Source organism: Arthrobacter sp. AG367 (genome assembly GCF_007828995.1).
Taxonomy (GTDB): domain Bacteria; phylum Actinomycetota; class Actinomycetes; order Actinomycetales; family Micrococcaceae; genus Arthrobacter.
The window spans coordinates 634,887-650,908 of sequence record NZ_VIVE01000001.1; the positions used below are offsets into that span (position 1 = coordinate 634,887).

The 16,022-nt window shown below is 67.3% G+C and carries 15 protein-coding genes; 1 reads left to right on the plus strand and 14 read right to left on the minus strand.

Annotated elements, in window-relative coordinates; genetic code table 11:
• Positions 1-42: 42 nt before the first annotated feature.
• From FB478_RS02870 to FB478_RS02925, 12 genes are all read right to left on the minus strand, one after another.
• Entirely contained in the window at positions 43-561 is a 519-nt protein-coding gene (locus FB478_RS02870) for a hypothetical protein (protein WP_018769314.1), read from the minus strand.
• The gene (gene aroB, locus FB478_RS02875; protein ID WP_056390453.1) at positions 561-1,652 is read right to left on the minus strand and encodes a 3-dehydroquinate synthase; all 1,092 of its coding nucleotides are present in this window, start codon (positions 1,650-1,652) and stop codon (positions 561-563) included. Before aroB ends, FB478_RS02870 begins: the two co-directional genes overlap by 1 nt.
• Positions 1,649-2,218 carry a shikimate kinase gene (locus FB478_RS02880; protein ID WP_018769316.1) on the minus strand — a complete coding sequence of 190 codons (570 nt, stop codon included), beginning with the start codon at positions 2,216-2,218 and terminating at the stop codon, positions 1,649-1,651. The genes aroB and FB478_RS02880 overlap by 4 nt, the downstream gene beginning before the upstream one ends.
• Positions 2,218-3,417, minus strand: a complete 1,200-nt coding sequence (aroC, locus tag FB478_RS02885; protein ID WP_026265774.1) for a chorismate synthase — start codon at positions 3,415-3,417, stop codon at positions 2,218-2,220. The genes FB478_RS02880 and aroC overlap by 1 nt, the downstream gene beginning before the upstream one ends.
• 23 nt (positions 3,418-3,440) lie before the next feature.
• On the minus strand, positions 3,441-4,301 hold the full coding sequence (locus tag FB478_RS02890) for a shikimate dehydrogenase (protein WP_056390456.1): 861 nt from the start codon (positions 4,299-4,301) through the stop codon (positions 3,441-3,443).
• Positions 4,298-6,034, minus strand: coding sequence for an endolytic transglycosylase MltG (mltG, locus tag FB478_RS02895; RefSeq protein ID WP_144599770.1), 1,737 nt, complete (start codon positions 6,032-6,034; stop codon positions 4,298-4,300). Before mltG ends, FB478_RS02890 begins: the two co-directional genes overlap by 4 nt.
• Positions 6,031-6,630 (minus strand): Holliday junction resolvase RuvX, encoded by a 600-nt coding sequence (ruvX, locus tag FB478_RS02900; RefSeq protein ID WP_056390463.1) that lies wholly within the window; start codon positions 6,628-6,630, stop codon positions 6,031-6,033. The genes mltG and ruvX overlap by 4 nt, the downstream gene beginning before the upstream one ends.
• 7 nt (positions 6,631-6,637) lie before the next feature.
• The gene (gene alaS, locus FB478_RS02905) at positions 6,638-9,316 is read right to left on the minus strand and encodes an alanine--tRNA ligase (RefSeq protein WP_056390465.1); all 2,679 of its coding nucleotides are present in this window, start codon (positions 9,314-9,316) and stop codon (positions 6,638-6,640) included.
• Between the two features lie 123 nt (positions 9,317-9,439).
• The gene (locus FB478_RS02910; RefSeq protein WP_222430050.1) at positions 9,440-9,670 is read right to left on the minus strand and encodes a DUF6167 family protein; all 231 of its coding nucleotides are present in this window, start codon (positions 9,668-9,670) and stop codon (positions 9,440-9,442) included.
• 17 nt (positions 9,671-9,687) lie between these two features.
• Positions 9,688-10,062 (minus strand): DUF948 domain-containing protein, encoded by a 375-nt coding sequence (locus FB478_RS02915; RefSeq protein WP_018769323.1) that lies wholly within the window; start codon positions 10,060-10,062, stop codon positions 9,688-9,690.
• Between the two features lie 144 nt (positions 10,063-10,206).
• Positions 10,207-10,833 (minus strand): 30S ribosomal protein S4, encoded by a 627-nt coding sequence (gene rpsD, locus FB478_RS02920; protein WP_009357431.1) that lies wholly within the window; start codon positions 10,831-10,833, stop codon positions 10,207-10,209.
• 168 nt (positions 10,834-11,001) lie between these two features.
• Positions 11,002-12,483, minus strand: coding sequence for a replication-associated recombination protein A (locus FB478_RS02925; RefSeq protein ID WP_056390468.1), 1,482 nt, complete (start codon positions 12,481-12,483; stop codon positions 11,002-11,004).
• A gap of 76 nt (positions 12,484-12,559) precedes the next feature.
• On the opposite strand from FB478_RS02925, the gene FB478_RS02930 reads away from it, so the two are divergent.
• Positions 12,560-13,228, plus strand: a complete 669-nt coding sequence (locus FB478_RS02930) for an acVLRF1 family peptidyl-tRNA hydrolase (RefSeq protein ID WP_056390471.1) — start codon at positions 12,560-12,562, stop codon at positions 13,226-13,228.
• An 18-nt stretch (positions 13,229-13,246) separates the two neighbouring features.
• Here the strand turns inward: FB478_RS02930 and FB478_RS02935 are convergent, their stop codons facing one another.
• Both FB478_RS02935 and aspS read right to left on the minus strand, forming a co-directional pair.
• A complete protein-coding gene (locus tag FB478_RS02935) occupies positions 13,247-14,047 on the minus strand; it encodes an N-acetyltransferase (protein ID WP_235509777.1) in 801 nt (266 codons plus the stop codon).
• A gap of 88 nt (positions 14,048-14,135) precedes the next feature.
• Positions 14,136-15,932: an aspartate--tRNA ligase gene (aspS, locus tag FB478_RS02940; RefSeq protein WP_018769327.1), complete on the minus strand. Its 1,797-nt coding sequence runs from the start codon at positions 15,930-15,932 to the stop codon at positions 14,136-14,138.
• Positions 15,933-16,022 lie beyond the last annotated feature (90 nt).

Sequence of the window (16,022 nt, forward strand, 5' to 3'; positions counted from 1 at the left end):
GGTAAATCGGAGCGGGCCTTTCCGCCGGCGCTGCCGGCCGGCTCAGCAGGCCAGGTCCAGGACGTCCCTGGCACGCTGGAGGGCCACCGTGGAGGAATAGATCTGGGCGGCATCCGCCGATTGCGCCACCCCCAGGTCAAGCGCCCTGGAGAAGGACTCCACCGCCGCGGAGGTTTGGCCGGCTGCGTACTGCGTGCGGCCCAGGTACAGCAGGGCCAGGGCCTCCCGCGGCGTGCCGTGCGCCTCAGCCAGGAGCTGCCGGAACAACCCAATGGCACGGTCCATGCGGTGGCTGACGCTGAGCACCTCGGCTTCGAACACACGGAGCAGGAATGATTCCGGGTCCTTGAAGCGTGCCTCGGCCAGCAGTTCGGCAGCTTCGGACGCGTGGCCCTCAACCAGCAGCACGAAGATGTGGTCAGCGGGGTCGGTGGAGGCGGCCAACGCCTCCCGCACCGCGTCCTCGTTGACGACCTGGGGCAGCAGCGTGTCCGGATTGATCCGGATACCCGGGAAGCCGGCCTCGGGCCAGTCGGAGGTTCCGCTCATGTTGCCCTGCATCAGGAGGCAATTTCCTGGTAGGCCGCAAACAGCAGCGAGGTGTCCGGGACGTCGAGGATCCCCGGTTTGGCGATGCCGTCAAGCACCACGAAGCGCAGCAGGTCGCCGCGGGATTTCTTATCGCGCCGCATCCCGTCCAGCAGGCCCTGCCAACGGTCCCGCCGGTAGGTGACCGGGAGCCCAAGGCCTTCCAGGATGCTCCGGTGCCGGTCGGCGTCGGTATCGCTGAGCCGGCCCACGCTGCGGGCAAGTTCCGCTGCGAACATCATGCCCACGGACACGGCGGCGCCGTGCCGCCAGGAATACCGTTCCACCAGTTCGATGGCGTGTCCCAGGGTGTGTCCGTAGTTCAGGATTTCCCGCAGCCCGGACTCTTTGAGGTCCTCGGAAACAACTTTCGCCTTGACGGCGATAGCCCGCTCGATGAGTTCCCGGAGCACGTCGGAGCGCGGGTCAACCACGGTGGCCGGGTCCTTTTCCACCAGGTCAAGAATGGCGGGATCGGCAATAAAGCCGCACTTGATCACCTCGGCCAGTCCGGAAATGATCTCGTTCTTCGGCAGCGTGTCCAGGGTGTCCAGGTCCGCCAGGACGGCGGCGGGCGGGTGGAAGGCGCCGACGAGGTTCTTCCCCTCCGCGGTATTGATGCCGGTCTTGCCGCCCACGGACGCGTCCACCATGCCCAACAGGCTGGTGGGCATGTGGATGACTTTGACCCCCCGCAGCCAGGTGGCGGCGACGAAGCCTGCCAGGTCGGTCACTGCCCCGCCGCCGACGGCGACGATGGCGTCCGAGCGGGTGAAGTCGTTTTGGCCCAGGACCTGCCAGCAGAAAGCTGCCACCTGGATGTGCTTGCCTTCTTCGGCGTCCGGGATTTCGGCGGTGAGGGAGGTGAAACCGGCGGCTGCGAGTTCATCGCGGACGGTGTCGCCGGTGAGGCGCAGGGCGCGGGGGTGGATCACCAGGACCCGGCGGACGCGCTCCCCGAGCAGCGCGGGAAGGTCACCAAGCAGGCCGCGCCCGACGACGACGCCGTAGTTGTTGCCGGCACCCTCGCCGGTGACGTTGATGACTGTTGATTGGGTGTTCACTTTTCAACTTCCTGTTTGGCAGCTGCGTGGTTCCGCAGTGCTGCTTCCAGCCGGCCGCCGAGCTCGGGTATCGAGCCGTGGCGGACGTCCAGGGTGATGTCGGCCAGCTTCTCGTAGACCGGCCTGCGGGTGGCGAACATTGCTGTCCAGCGGCCCATGGCGTCGCCGGCAAGGAGCGGCCGGCCGGAGTTCCGGGCAATCCGGTCGGCGACGGTGTCGGCGTCGCACTCCAGGTACACGACGGTGCAGTGGCTGATCAGCTGCTGCGTCCCCGAGTCGAGCACCGCTCCCCCGCCGAGCGAAATAACAGTGGTTGTCCCTTCGGCTTCCTCAACGGCGCGGGCGACGGTCCGCGCCTCAATTTCCCGGAAGGCGTGTTCACCGCGGCCCGCGAAGATCTCGGCGATGGATCCGTGCCCGGCAACGATCACGGCGTCCGTGTCGACAAACCGGACGCCCAACTGCTGCGCCAGCTGCTGGCCGATGGCCGATTTGCCCACGGCCATGGGGCCGATGAGCACAATCGGCCGGTCGCCGACAGATCCGGTACTGCTGCGGTGGAGCACTACTGGCCGATCGAGTCCAGGGATGCCGGGATGTTGTCCAGGTAACCCTTGATGTTGCGTGCGGTTTCCGCCACGGAGTCACCGCCGAACTTTTCGATGACAGCCTCGGCGAGGACCAGGGCCACCATGGCCTCGGCCACCACGCCGGCGGCCGGGACTGCACAAACGTCCGAGCGCTGGTGGTGGGCCTTGGCCGGTTCACCGGTGCTGACGTCGATGGTCCGCAGGGCACGCGGCACGGTGGCGATGGGCTTCATGGCTGCACGGACGCGGAGGACATCCCCGATGCTCATGCCGCCTTCGATGCCGCCGGCACGGTTGCTGGCGCGCACAATCCGGCCGCCGCCGTCGCGGACGATCTCGTCATGGGCGGCAGAACCGCGGCGGGCTGCGGTGAGGAAGCCGTCGCCCACCTCCACGCCTTTGATGGCCTGGATCCCCATGAGGGCCGCAGCAAGCCTGGCGTCCAGCCGGCGGTCCCAGTGCACGTAGCTGCCAAGTCCCGGCGGGAGGCCGTAGGCAAGGACCTCCACCACGCCGCCCAGTGTTTCGCCTTCCTTGTGCGCGGCGTCCACCTCGGCCACCATGGCGTTCGACGTGTCACGGTCGAAGCAGCGCAGGGGGTCGGTATCCAGGGCAATGACATCGCCCGGTACGGGCAACGGACGGCCTTCGGGCACCGTCACGCTGGCAATGGACACGGTGTGGCTGACGAGCTCAATGCCGAGGTGCTTGAGGAACTGCGCCGCTACGGTGCCCAGCGCCACCCGGGTGGCGGTCTCCCGCGCGCTGGCGCGTTCCAGCACCGGACGCGCTTCGTCGAAGCCGTACTTCTGCATGCCGGTGAAGTCCGCGTGCCCCGGACGGGGACGCGTCAGGGGCGCGTTGCGCGCCTGGTCGGCGAGGAGTTCGGGGGCCACCGGGTCGGCGGACATGATCTGCTCCCATTTGGGCCATTCGGTGTTTCCCACCTGGATGGCAACGGGGCCGCCCTGGGTGATGCCGTGCCGGACACCGCCGAGGATGGTGACCACGTCCTGCTCGAACTTCATCCGCGCACCGCGGCCGTAGCCAAGGCGGCGGCGGGCCAGGGAGTCTGCGATGTGCCCGCTGGTGATTTCCACACCGGCGGGGACGCCCTCAATAATTCCCATCAGAGCCGGACCATGGGATTCACCGGCAGTCAACCAACGCATAATTTCCATCCTGCCACGTAGGGCGGTCAGAACGCCCGCCGGGCAAGGCCGACTGCGTCACACATCACATCTATGACAGCTGCATTAACGTCTTCCCCGCGACGGGTGAAGAGCCGCACCTGCTCCACTGCCTGGTAAAGCAACATCTCCAGCCCCGGCACCACGCGGCCACCGCCGGCCTGCCATACCGAGGCAACCAGGCTGGGCCACGGATCGTAGGCAACATCCAGCAGCACGCCGGGCGTCGGAGCTTTCAAGGCGGCCACTTCGGCTGCGAGTCCGTCTGCCGCACGGGGCGGCAGGGTGGAAATCACGACGTCGGCTTCCGACGTGGGGCGCGCGGCTCCAGCCAGGGGGCGGACCTCCAGGGCAACTCCCAGGCTGTCCGCGGCTGCACGGACATCTGCTGTGCGTGAGGCATCGCGGACGAAGACCTGCACCGTTCCGGTGCCCAGTTCCTTCAGGGCAGCGATGGCCGATGCAGCGGTCCCGCCGCCACCAAGGATGACAGCCGTTGGTGCTGCGGGGGTGCCCGCATGGCACAGGGCGTTGACGATCCCGGCAACGTCCGTGTTGGAGCCCACCGTCTTGATGCCGCCGGCTGAGTCCTCGAAGGTAACGGTGTTCACCACGCCGAGGGTCTGCGCGACTCCCCGTACCTCGTCCACTTCCTGGAGCATCGCCGTCTTCAACGGCATCGTGACGGAGAGCCCGCGCCAGCCCGGCTGGTGCCGGATCTGGCGCATGAAGGACGGCAGCAACTCCTCTGTGACGTCGATGGCCGTGTAGCTGATGCCCGCGCCCAGCTGCCCGTATGCCGAGAGATGCAGCGCCGGGGATTTCGAGTGGCTGATCGGGTGGCCCAGCACGGCAGCCCGCAGAGTCATGTGCAGCGGCCCGCGTTGGCCTGGCACCACGCGTTGTACTGCTCGACGTACGCGTTGTGTTCAGCCAGTGTCTTGGCGAACTTGGTTTCCTTGGTGTCCAAATTGATGGTCACCCAGTACAGGTAGTCATTGGCTTTGGGCCGGGCGGCCGCATCGATGGCGGTCTTGCCGGGAGAACCGATGGGTCCCGGCGGCAGCCCCGGATTGGCGTAGGTGTTGTAGGGGTTGGATTTGTCCTGGCGCTGCTCGTCCGTGAAGTTGAAGCTCCGGGTGCCAAGGCCGTACGTGACGGCGGAGTCAACCTGCAGGAAGCCACCGGTCTGGTCATTGGGCTTGAGCCGGTTGTAAATGGCGCCCGCCACGTCACCGTAGTCTGCCTGTCCGCCCTCGGCCTGGACAATGCTGGCCACGATAACGGCCTGGTACTGCTTGGCGGGGTCCGTGATGCCCTGCGAGACGAGTTCATCGGTGGTGGACTTCACCAGCGCCTGCAGGATGTCCTTGGCCGGGGTTCCCAGCGGGAAACGGTACTCACCCGGTGCCAGGTAGCCTTCGAGGTTCTTGGCGTTGGCGGGCAGGCCAAACTGTGCGGGCTGGTTGCTGAGGGCCTGCAGCTGCTGCACGGAAATCCCCGAGCCCTCCGAGATCGCCTGCAGCGATTCGCCAATCCTGAGGCCCGCGCTAAGGGCGAAGTAAATGACCTTCGTCTTGTCCTTGCCCGCCAGGATGTTGACCGCGTCCGCGTTCTTCATCTCGGTTTTGAAGGTGTAGTCGCCCGGCGACAATGTGCCGCCGGAGGCATGGAACGCCTGCATGAACGTGTCGGCGTTGGCCACGACGCGCTGGTTCTCCAGTTCCGTGGCGACCGATCGGGTTCCCTCGCCGCTTGCCACCGTGATCCGGACCTCACCCGATCCGGGACCCGGGAAGTCCGAAGGCTTGCCGTTGCCCAGGAGTGGCTTGAGGAATTGGGCTCCCACGGCCACAGCCGCCACAAAAACGGCAAGGGTCAGGAACAGGGCGAGCAGCCTGCGCCGGCGCCGGACCTTCTTCGAGGGGCGCGGCACTACCTGGGCTGCCGATGAGCCGGGCAGCAATCCATGGTCCGCGTCGTGGTGGTGGACATCGTGGTGCGGCGCGTCCACGTGGGCATCGTCGTGGTATCCGGCGGCGTGGTGGACATGGTCGTCGTGCACTTCCTGGTAGTCGTGCAGGTCCGGGTGGTGCAGGTCCGCTTCATGGTGCACGTGGTCTTGGTGCCCGACGGCGTCGTGCTGCAGGGCGACTTCATGGTGCACATCGTCATGAAGCGTGACAGCGTCATTATGTCCGACGGCGTCATGGCCGCCGACGTTGCCATGGTGCGGGACGTCGTCGTGATGTCCAAGGGGCGCAGGGGCGTCCGGGGCGGCAGCGTCGCCGTCGAAAGGGTCCGCGTGGGAAGGACCTGCGGGCTCTTCATCCTGGATGGACGGGGGTGCCTCCGGTGCCGCAGGAACATCACCTGCGCCGGGCAGCGGAGCAAACGTGGGCGCCGCTGCGGGCGACGGCGCCGCAGGCGGTGCGGCCGGGGGCGGCGGGACGTCGCCGGTTTCATAGGCCTGCTCGGGCACGGCGTCCTGGCCACCGGTATTGAGGCTCTTCTCCCGTGCCCGCAGTTCCTTGCGGGTCAACGGCCTCCCAGCCCCGGTATCCAGCCGGCCGAAGGTGTCGTCAATGTTGGCAGGGCTCACTGTTGCCTTCCATTATCTGAAGATTGGGCCGTGTCTGCGGGGATGGCGCGGACGGTTTCGTCCGTCCCACCGGCCCCCAGGTCCACGGACGGGGGTGGCGCTGTCACGCGTGAGCCGACATCCGCTCCCCTGGCTTTCTGCATGTCGATGGCGTGCTGAAGAATACCCGCCGCCGCGACCTGATCCACTACTTTACGGTGGTCCCTGCTGCTCATGCCAGCTTCGTGCAGGTTCCGGTGGGCCGTGACACTGCTGAGGCGCTCATCCACGAGGTTCACCGGAACGGCAAGACCGCGCCGTGAAAACTCCGCGGCGAGGAGGAGGGCATAGTCCGTGGCCATCCTGGCCGAGGCATGTTCTTCGCCCTTCATCGTCCTGGGCAGCCCGACGATAACCTGCACCGCGCCGAGTTCCTCCGCCAGTTTGGCGATGACGCGCACGTCCGAGTTTTTCCTGGCATTCCGGTCGAGGGTCTTGTACGGCGTGGCAAGGATGGAGTCGCGGTCGCAGACGGCCACGCCCACCCGGACGGTGCCGACGTCCACCCCCAGTTTGACGCCCTGGGGGTAGCCGCCGGCAGCAACAGGATCGGTCATAACGTGGTTAGCGCCTTGAAATGGCGTCGACGACGGCTGCCAGGGCAGCGCCGACCTTTCCGGCGTCGGTTCCGCCGCCTTGGGCGACGTCGTCTTTGCCGCCGCCACCACCACCGAGGACACCGGCAGCCACCCGGACCAGGGCACCGGCCTTGACGCCGGCCTCCCTGGCTGCCTCATTGGTGGCTACCAGGATCAGTGGACGGTCGTTGGCGACGCCGGCCACAGCCACGGCGGCAGCTGCCGAACCGAGCCGGTTGCGCAGGTCAAGGGCCAGGCCGCGAAGGTCATCGGCTCCGCTGACGGTGCCGGCGTCGTGGGCCAGCACCTTGACGCCTGCGGCGTCCTGGGCGGTGTTGACCAGCTGCGCAGCGGAAGCGGCCAGCTGTTCCTTGCGGAGCCGGTCCAGTTCCTTCTCGGTGGCCTTCAACTTGGCCAGGGTGGCGGAAATCCTGTCGGCGAGCTGGCCGGACGGGACCTTCAACAGGTCCGTCAGTTCGGTCACCAGGGCACGCTCAGCCGCAAGGTGGCGGAAGGCCTCCATGCCAACGAAGGCCTCCACGCGGCGGTTGCCCGAGCCGACGGACTGTTCGCCCAGGAGCGACAGGCTGCCGATCAGCGAGGTGTTGGCAACGTGGGTGCCGCCGCACAGCTCGCGTGACCACGCGCCGTCGATCTCCACCACGCGCACCTCGCTGCCGTAGTTCTCCCCGAAAAGGGCCATGGCGCCCATGGCTTTCGCTTCGGCCAGCCCCATGATCTTCGTTTCCACCGCGTAGTTGTTACGGATGGCCAGGTTGGAGACTTCCTCGATTTCGGACCGCGTGGCGGTGCTCAGGCCTTCGCCCCAGGCGAAGTCGAAGCGCAGGTACCCCGCCTTGTTGAAGGATCCACGCTGGGTGGCCTCCGGACCAAGGATCTGGTGCAGCGCGGCATGCACGATGTGCGTGCCCGTGTGGGCCTGCTCAGCGGCATGGCGGCGTTCACGGTCGACGGCGGCGCGCACCAGCGAGTCAGCGCCGATTTCGCCTTCGCGGACAATCGCCTTGTGGACACTCAGACCCTTCACGGGCCGCTGGACGTCCAGGACCTCGACGACGAATCCGTCACCGGTGATCAGGCCGGTGTCGGCGGCCTGGCCGCCGGCTTCGGCGTAGAAGGGGGTTTCGGCCAGGACGAGTTCGATCTCGTCGCCGGTGGCGGCCTGCTGCACCTGGCGGCCGGCGCTGAGCAGGCCGCGAACGCGCGACTCGCCCTCAAGCTCGGTGTACCCGGTGAAGACCGTCTCGCCCTGGGCCAGGATGTCCTGGAAGACGGTGAGGTCGGCGTGGCCGCCCTTCTTGCCCTTGGCATCGGCCTGGGCGCGCTGGCGCTGTTCCTGCATGAGGCCGCGGAAGGCCGCCTCATCCACTTTGAGTCCCGCTTCCTCCGCCATCTCCAGCGTGAGGTCGATGGGGAAGCCGTAAGTGTCGTGCAGCGTGAAGGCGTCCGCACCGGACAGCGGCTTATTGGCGGCCTTGGATTCCTTCACGGCCTCTTCCAACCGGGCGGTGCCGGACGCGATGGTGCGCAGGAACGCCTTCTCTTCGGCGTAGGCAATGCGGCTGATCCGGTCGAAATCGGTCGCCACCACCGGGTAGACGCCCTTCATGGCGTCGCGCGATACGGGCAGCAGATCAGGCAGGCAGGCCTGTTCCACACCCAGGAGGCGCATGGAACGGACGGCACGCCGGATGAGGCGGCGCAGGACGTATCCGCGGCCCTCGTTGGAGGGGGTCACGCCGTCGGAGATCAGCATCAGTGCCGACCGGATGTGGTCGGCCACCACGCGCATGCGCACGTCGTCGGTGTGGTGGGGATCGTCCGGGGTTTCGGCGGAGGTGTATTCCCTGCCGGACAGTTCGGCGGCCTTGTCGATGACCGGCCGCACCTGGTCGGTCTCGTACATGTTCTCGACGCCCTGCAGGATCATGGCAAGGCGTTCCATGCCCAGGCCCGTGTCGATGTTCTTCTTGGGCAGCTCGCCGACGACGTCGAAGTCCACCTTGGAGCGGACGTTTTCGATCTGGTACTGCATGAACACCAGGTTCCAGATCTCGACGTAGCGGTTCTCGTCGGCGATGGGGCCGCCGTCAACGCCGTAGGCGGGACCGCGGTCGTAGTAGATCTCGGAGCAGGGGCCGGCGGGTCCGGGCTGGCCGGTGTGCCAGTAGTTGTCCGACTTGCCCATCCGCTGGATGCGTTCAGCCGGGACGCCGGTGTTCTTCAGCCACAGTTCCTCGGCTTCGTCGTCCTCTTCGTAGACCGTCACCCACAGACGTTCGGGCGCAAGGCCGTAGCCGCCGTCGTCAACGCTCTTGGTGAGGAGCTCCCAGGCGAACTTGATGGCGTCTTCCTTGAAGTAGTCGCCGAACGAGAAGTTGCCGCACATCTGGAAGAAGGTGCCGTGGCGGGCAGTCTTGCCCACTTCCTCGATGTCGCCGGTGCGGATGCACTTCTGCACGCTGGTGGCGCGGGAGTAGGGCGCTTCTTCGCGGGCAGTGAGGTACGGAATGAACGGGACCATGCCGGCCACCGTGAACAGCAGGGAGGGGTCGCTGGAGACCAGCGATGCGGAGGGAACCGCCGTGTGGCCCTTGCTGACAAAAAAGTCCACCCAGCGCTTTGTGATCTCCTGCGACTTCATGAGCTGTTTTCTTACCCTTCTTGGTCCGTCCCGCCGGGCGGCACGGAAATTTCGTTCAGGTGGCAAGGTTCCCGGATCGGGTTCCTGCCGGTTGTTGGCTGGTGCCGGTTGTGCCCCGCGGGCTCAGCGGCGGACCAGTTCCGCGGACTCGACGCCAAGGGCGGTCCGCAGGTCGGTTTCCCGTTCGCGCATCCCTGCGCGGACGGCATCCGCGAAGTCGTACACCCCGTCGGCAAGACGCCCTACCGCACGGTTGAGGCCCTCAGGTCCAAGAGTGGACTGGGCCTGGCTCACTTTGCGGAAGGCAATGACCCCAATGGCCACGCCGATTCCCATCCAGACAATTCTTTTCATGTTCGTTCTCTTCGAATCTAGCGGCTGCGGCGGCCGGCAGCGGGCTTCCGGCGGTTGGCGACGGCGCTGCGCACGCCGTAGCTGAACGCCGCAACCTTGATCAGCGGCGAGCCCACCGTGGCGGCCACCAGCGAGGACAGGGCGGAAATGTTGGCGGATGCGTCGGAGACGTTGGACGCGATACCGTCCACCTTCTTCAACTGCTGGTTGGTGGTGGAAACGGTGGCCGTTACCTCATCCATCAGGGGCGTGGCGCCGTCGCTGATGGACCTGATGGCAGTCCGCACTTCGTCGAAGACTTTCCCCAGCTTCAGGATGGGGACCGCGAGCAGCAGCACCAGGAGCGCGAACACCCCGGCAGCGATCAGGCCGGCAATATCGCCACCAGTCATAGACGTTCATCTCCTCGAAATTCTGTGATTGAGCCCCATCCGCGGCGTGACGGAATGCCCGTTGCGCAGATGTCCCCCAAGTACCTTACATACAAAGAAGCCCGCGGCGCGTGCCACGGGCTTCTTTGGATACGCTGCTGGGATTCAGCGTGCGTAGAATTCGACGACGAGCTGCTCTTCGCAGGTCACCGGGATTTCCGAACGCTTGGGGCGGCGGACCAGGCGTGCCTGCAGGGCTTCCAGCTTGACGTCCAGGTAGGCCGGAACGGCAGGCAGGACGTCGCGGTGTGCGCCGGCTGCGGCAACCTGGAGCGGAACCATGGTCTCGCTGCGGCTGTGGACGTGGACCAGCTGGCCCTCGCCGACGCGGAACGACGGGCGGTCAACGCGGACGCCGTCAACCATGATGTGGCGGTGCACAACCAGCTGGCGGGCCTGGGCGATGGTGCGGGCGAAGCCGGCACGCAGGACCAGGGCGTCGAGACGCATTTCGAGCAGCTCGATGAGGTTTTCACCGGTCAGGCCCTTGGTGCGGCGGGCTTCTTCGAAGGCACGGGTCATCTGTGCTTCGCGGATGCCGTACTGGGCGCGCAGGCGCTGCTTTTCGCGCAGACGTACGGCGTAGTCGGAGTCCTGCTTCTTGCGGGCACGGCCATGCTCACCGGGGCCGTACGGGCGGCGCTCCATGTACTTGGCGGCCTTGGGGGTCAGAGCGATGCCGAGGGACCGCGAGAGGCGGGCCTGACGGCGAGCACGAGTGTTGTTAGCCACTAGTGTCCTTCCAATATCTGCGGTGTGTCAGTGTTACTGGCCTCCACGATGGAGAGCATCGGCCAACCGCTGCCTTTTGCTACTGGGCGCAGGGCATAACCTTCTCAACGAATTGGGGAGATTGTGCGTCCGTGCCTTGCCAGACGAACATCCAGCCTACCATGGCGGCTACTTGCCCCGCACAATCTTCCGCAACCGCTCCAGCCGCTGGGCGATGTCCCGTTCCGCTCCGTTGCCGGTGGGCTGATAGTAGTCGCGGCCCACCAGGTCGTCCGGCGGGTACTGCTGCGTTGCCACCGCGTGCGGGGCGTCGTGGGCGTACTTGTACCCCACGCCGTGTCCCAGCTGCTTGGAGCCCGGGTAGTGCGCATCCCGCAGATGCGCGGGAATGCCGACGCCGAGTCCCGCGCGCACGTCCGCGATGGCTTTGTTGATGCCCATGTAGGCGGCATTCGATTTTGGCGCGGTGGCGAGGTGGACCACGGCCTCAGCCAGGATGATCCGTCCCTCCGGCATCCCGATCAGCTGCACCGCCTGCGCCGCGGCCACGGCGGTCTGCAGCGCCGTGGGGTCGGCCATGCCCACATCCTCTGCCGCCGAGATGACGATCCGCCGCGCCACGAACCGCGGGTCCTCCCCGGCTTCAAGCATCCGGGCAAGGTAATGCAGGGCAGCATCCACGTCCGAGCCCCTGATGGACTTGATGAATGCGCTGGCCACGTCGTAGTGCTGGTCACCGGCACGGTCATAGCGGACGGCGGCCGCATCCAGCGCACGCTCGGTGTGGCGCAACTCCACGGTGACCGGCTCAGCAGTGACCGGCTCAGCAGCTGCACCCTCCTCCCCCACGGAACGTTCGACGTCGTCCGCGTCACCGAAGGCGACGCCGGCCGCAGCCTCCAATGCAGTGAGCGCCCTTCGCGCGTCCCCGCCGGACAGCCGGACCAGGTGTTCCAGCGCTTCGTCGCTGAGCCGGACCTTCCCGCCCAGCCCGCGCGGGTCCTCGACGGCCCGCACCAGGAGGCCCTCGATGTCGGCATCCGTCAGCGGCCTGAGCGTGAGGAGCAGGGAGCGGGACAGCAGGGGTGAGACCACCGAAAAGGAAGGATTCTCCGTGGTGGCAGCCACCAGGACCACCCAACGGTTTTCGACGCCGGGAAGCAGCGCGTCCTGCTGGGCCTTGTTGAAGCGGTGGATCTCGTCAAGGAACAGCACCGTGGTGGTCTTGTACAGGTCCCTGGCCGTCAGGGCGTCGTCCATGACGCGGCGGACGTCCTTGACGCCGGCGGTGATGGCGGACAGTTCCACGAATTTCCGTCCCGGTCCGCGCGCGATGACGTGCGCCAGCGTGGTCTTTCCCGTACCGGGCGGCCCCCAGAGGATGAGGGAGGTGGGACCGGCCGGGCCCGTACTGTCCGCCCCGGCGCCTGCGGCCAGCTGCCGCAGCGGCGAACCCTGGCCGAGCAGGTGCTGCTGGCCCACCACTTCGTCCAGGGTGCGGGGCCGCATCCGGACGGCCAGCGGACTGCGCGGCGAACCTTGGCTACGGGAACCCTGCCCCCTGGAACCCTGGCCCCCGGAACCGGTGCTTGCCCCGGAGACGGGACCGTCGTCGTCGTTTTCTGGTCCGTGCCCGAAGAGATCATCCACATAGATAGGCTACTTCCAGTCCACCGCTGCTTTTCGCCTCCGTCTTCCGCCCGGCCCTGACACCAAAGGAACTCCCATGCCTGCCACCGTTGCCCACGGCGGGCCGCCGTCCGTCCGCACCGCGTTCGTGCCCGGCAGCCGGCTGCCGGGCTGGGCCGACCGGTTCGGCGCCTCGCATGGCGGTTACCGGCTGCAGGATGACGACGACGGCCTCCGCCTGGTGGCGGCCGACGGCACCGAAGCGCTCCTGCAGGCGCCGTGGCCGGCCGACGGACGCCCGGGACGCGGCAGCGGAGCGCTGGAGCGGCTGGCCGCCCTTGCGGCCCAACCGCGACGGCTGGGCCTGCTGCTGGTGCGGCGCGGCGGTTACGGCATAGGGGTGGCAAGCGAAGGCATCCTGCTGGCATCCAAGGCAGGCACCAGGTACGTCCAGTCCCGTACGGCTGCGGGCGGACAGTCCCAGCAGCGGTTTGCCCGCCGCCGTTCCAACCAGGCGGACGCTTTGGTTGCGGCCGTGGCCGGCCAGGCGGCGGACGTGTTCCGTAGTGCGGCCTTCGAGTACCTGGTGCCCGGCGGCGACCGGCCCCTGGCCGACCTTGTCCTCCAGGAACCTGCCCTGCGTGACTACGCTCGCCTGCCACGCCTCGCGTGGCTCGACGTCGCCGAGCCCCGGGCCGCCGTGTTGAAGAAGGCCGCGGTGGACGCCTGCTCGGTCCGGATCACGGTGACCGACGCATCCGGATAGCGCACGGCTGTTGCCTGGTCAGCAGCCTGTCAGGGCGCGGCGGGGGCGTTCCTGCCGGTACAGGTAACGCCCGGCTTCCGTGAACCCGGCGTTGGCATACATCGCCTGCGCCCCATGGTTGGCGGCGGTGACAAGGAGCCAGTACTTCCCCGCCCCCTGCTCCGCACCGGCCTGCAGCAAGGACTGGAGGACAGCAGTTCCGTAGCCGCGGCGGCGCGCTTCAGCCCGGGTGGCCATGCAGTACAGCCCGCCCTGGGCGCTTCCGGCGGGAAGGGCGAGGCGCCCGACGGCGGCGGGCAGCCCGGCTCCGTCACGGACAAGCGCGTAAATCGAAGGACAGCCCAGCAGGATTTCCCTGGCGGTGGCGAGGGCGTCCTCCCCGCCGCGCCCGTCCACCTCCCACCAGACGCGCAGCCAGTCCGCGGAGGGTTCCCGGGAAACTTCAACGGCAGCGTCCGCGGTTCCTCCAGTCATCGGGCCGCGGGTCATGACTACGGTCTCGGATTGCCGGGTGAAGCCTTCAGCGTCGAGCAGGTCGTGCAGCGCGGCTGTTGCGGGGGTGTCGAACAGCTGGAAGATGACCGGCAGCCGGCGGCTGCGGTACCAGGACCTGGCGTCGGCGAGCAGGCCCCGGAGGCTGTCACCTTGCAAATCCGCGGTGACGGCACGCGGCCAGATGGAGTTGGCGCGCTGGGTCACTCCGCCTGCTGCGCGCAGGACCCAGCCCCCGGCGTCGTACCGTTCCAGGGCCGGCCAGGCGGCATCCATGGCGGCTTCGAGGTCCAGTGGTGCGGGTTCACTTTTGCCCGGGGCGGACAACTGACAGCTCCTTCGTTAAAGGCGGGAGGTTCCCCGGTGATCCGGGGAACCTCCCTTGGCCGCTGCCTTGCGGCAGCGTTGCGTGATGCTACTGCTTCTCTTCGGGCTTCTTCACTTCCGGCTTTTTGGCCTCCGGCTTGAAGTCCACGCCTGCCTCCTTGCGCTGCTGCGGCGTGATGGGGGCCGGGGCATCGGTGAGGGGGTCGTGGCCGCCGCCGGACTTCGGGAAGGCGATGACGTCGCGGATGGACTCGACGCCCGCCAGCAGCGAAACCACGCGGTCCCAGCCGAAGGCGATTCCGCCGTGCGGCGGGGCGCCGTACTTAAAGCCCTCCAGCAGGAAGCCGAACTTGGTCTGGGCGTCCTCCTTGTCCAGGCCCATCAGCTCGAAGACGCGCTCCTGCACGTCCCGCTGGTGGATACGGATGGAGCCGCCGCCGATTTCGTTGCCGTTGCACACGATGTCGTAGGCGTAGGAGAGCGCCGATTCCGGATCCTTGTCGAAGGTGTCAAGGAACTCGGGCTTGGGCGAGGTGAAGGCGTGATGGACGGCGGTCCACTGCCCTCCGCCGACGGCGACGTCACCGGAGGCAACAGCGGCTGCTGCGGGCTCGAACATCGGCGCGTCCACCACCCAGCAGAAAGCCCAGGCGTTGGGATCGATCAGGCCGGTGCGGTGGCCGATCTCCACGCGTGCAGCACCCAGCAGGGCCCGCGACGGCGTCTTCTCACCCGCGGCGAAGAAGATGCAGTCCCCGGGCTTGGCGCCCACGGCGTCAGCCAGGCCGGCGCGCTCGAACTCGGTGAGGTTCTTGGCGACCGGTCCGGCGAGCTCGCCGTCCTCCTTGTAGAGGACATACGCCAGGCCCTTGGCGCCGCGCTGCTTGGCCCACTCCTGCCAGGCATCAAGGGCACGGCGTGCCTGCGACGCGCCGCCGGGCATGACGACGGCCCCAACGTAGGGTGCCTTGAAGACGCCGAAGTTGGTGTCCTTGAAGAAATCCGTGAGCTCGGTCAGTTCCTGGCCAAAGCGCAGGTCCGGCTTGTCCGAGCCGTAGCGCGCCATCGCGTCGGCGTACGTGATCCGCTGGATGGGCGTGGGGATGTCGACGCCGATGAGCTGCCACACCGCCTTGACGATGTTTTCGCCCAGCCGGATCACGTCGTCCTGGTCCACGAAGCTGGCCTCAATGTCCAGCTGGGTGAATTCCGGCTGGCGGTCCGCGCGGAAGTCCTCGTCCCGGTAGCAGCGGGCAATCTGGTAGTACTTTTCGAAGCCACCCACCTGCAGCAGCTGCTTGAACAGCTGCGGGGACTGCGGCAGCGCGTACCAGGACCCCGGAGCCAGGCGTGCCGGAACCAGGAAGTCACGGGCGCCTTCCGGCGTCGAACGTGTCAGCGTGGGCGTCTCGATCTCCACGAAGCCCTCATGGTGGAGCAGTTCGCGCGCCACCCGGTTTGCCTCGGAGCGGAGGCGCAGGTTGCGGCTGGGGCCGGGACGGCGCAGGTCCAGGTAGCGGTGCTTGAGGCGCGCTTCCTCGCCGACTTCCACGTGCTCGTCGATCTGGAACGGCAGCGGGTCGGAGGTGTTGAGGACGGTGACGTCCTCGGCGATGACCTCGATTTCGCCCGTGGCCAGCGCCGGGTTCTCGTTGCCTTCAGGACGCCTGGAAACGGTGCCCTTGATCTGCAGGACGTATTCATTGCGCAGTCCGTGGAACACTTCCTCCTCGCGGACCACCACCTGGGCCACGCCCGAAGCGTCGCGCAAATCCACGAATGCCACACCACCGTGATCACGGCGGCGGCCCACCCAGCCGGCCAGGGTTACGGTTTGTCCAATGTGCTCGGAGCGAAGGGATCCGAGGTCATGTGTGCGCAGCACAGCACGCCTTTCTGCGGGAAAACAGTGGGAAGTCAATATGATCGTTGCGGGAACGATCCCGTCCGAGTTTACCCGCTGGAAAGGGACTGC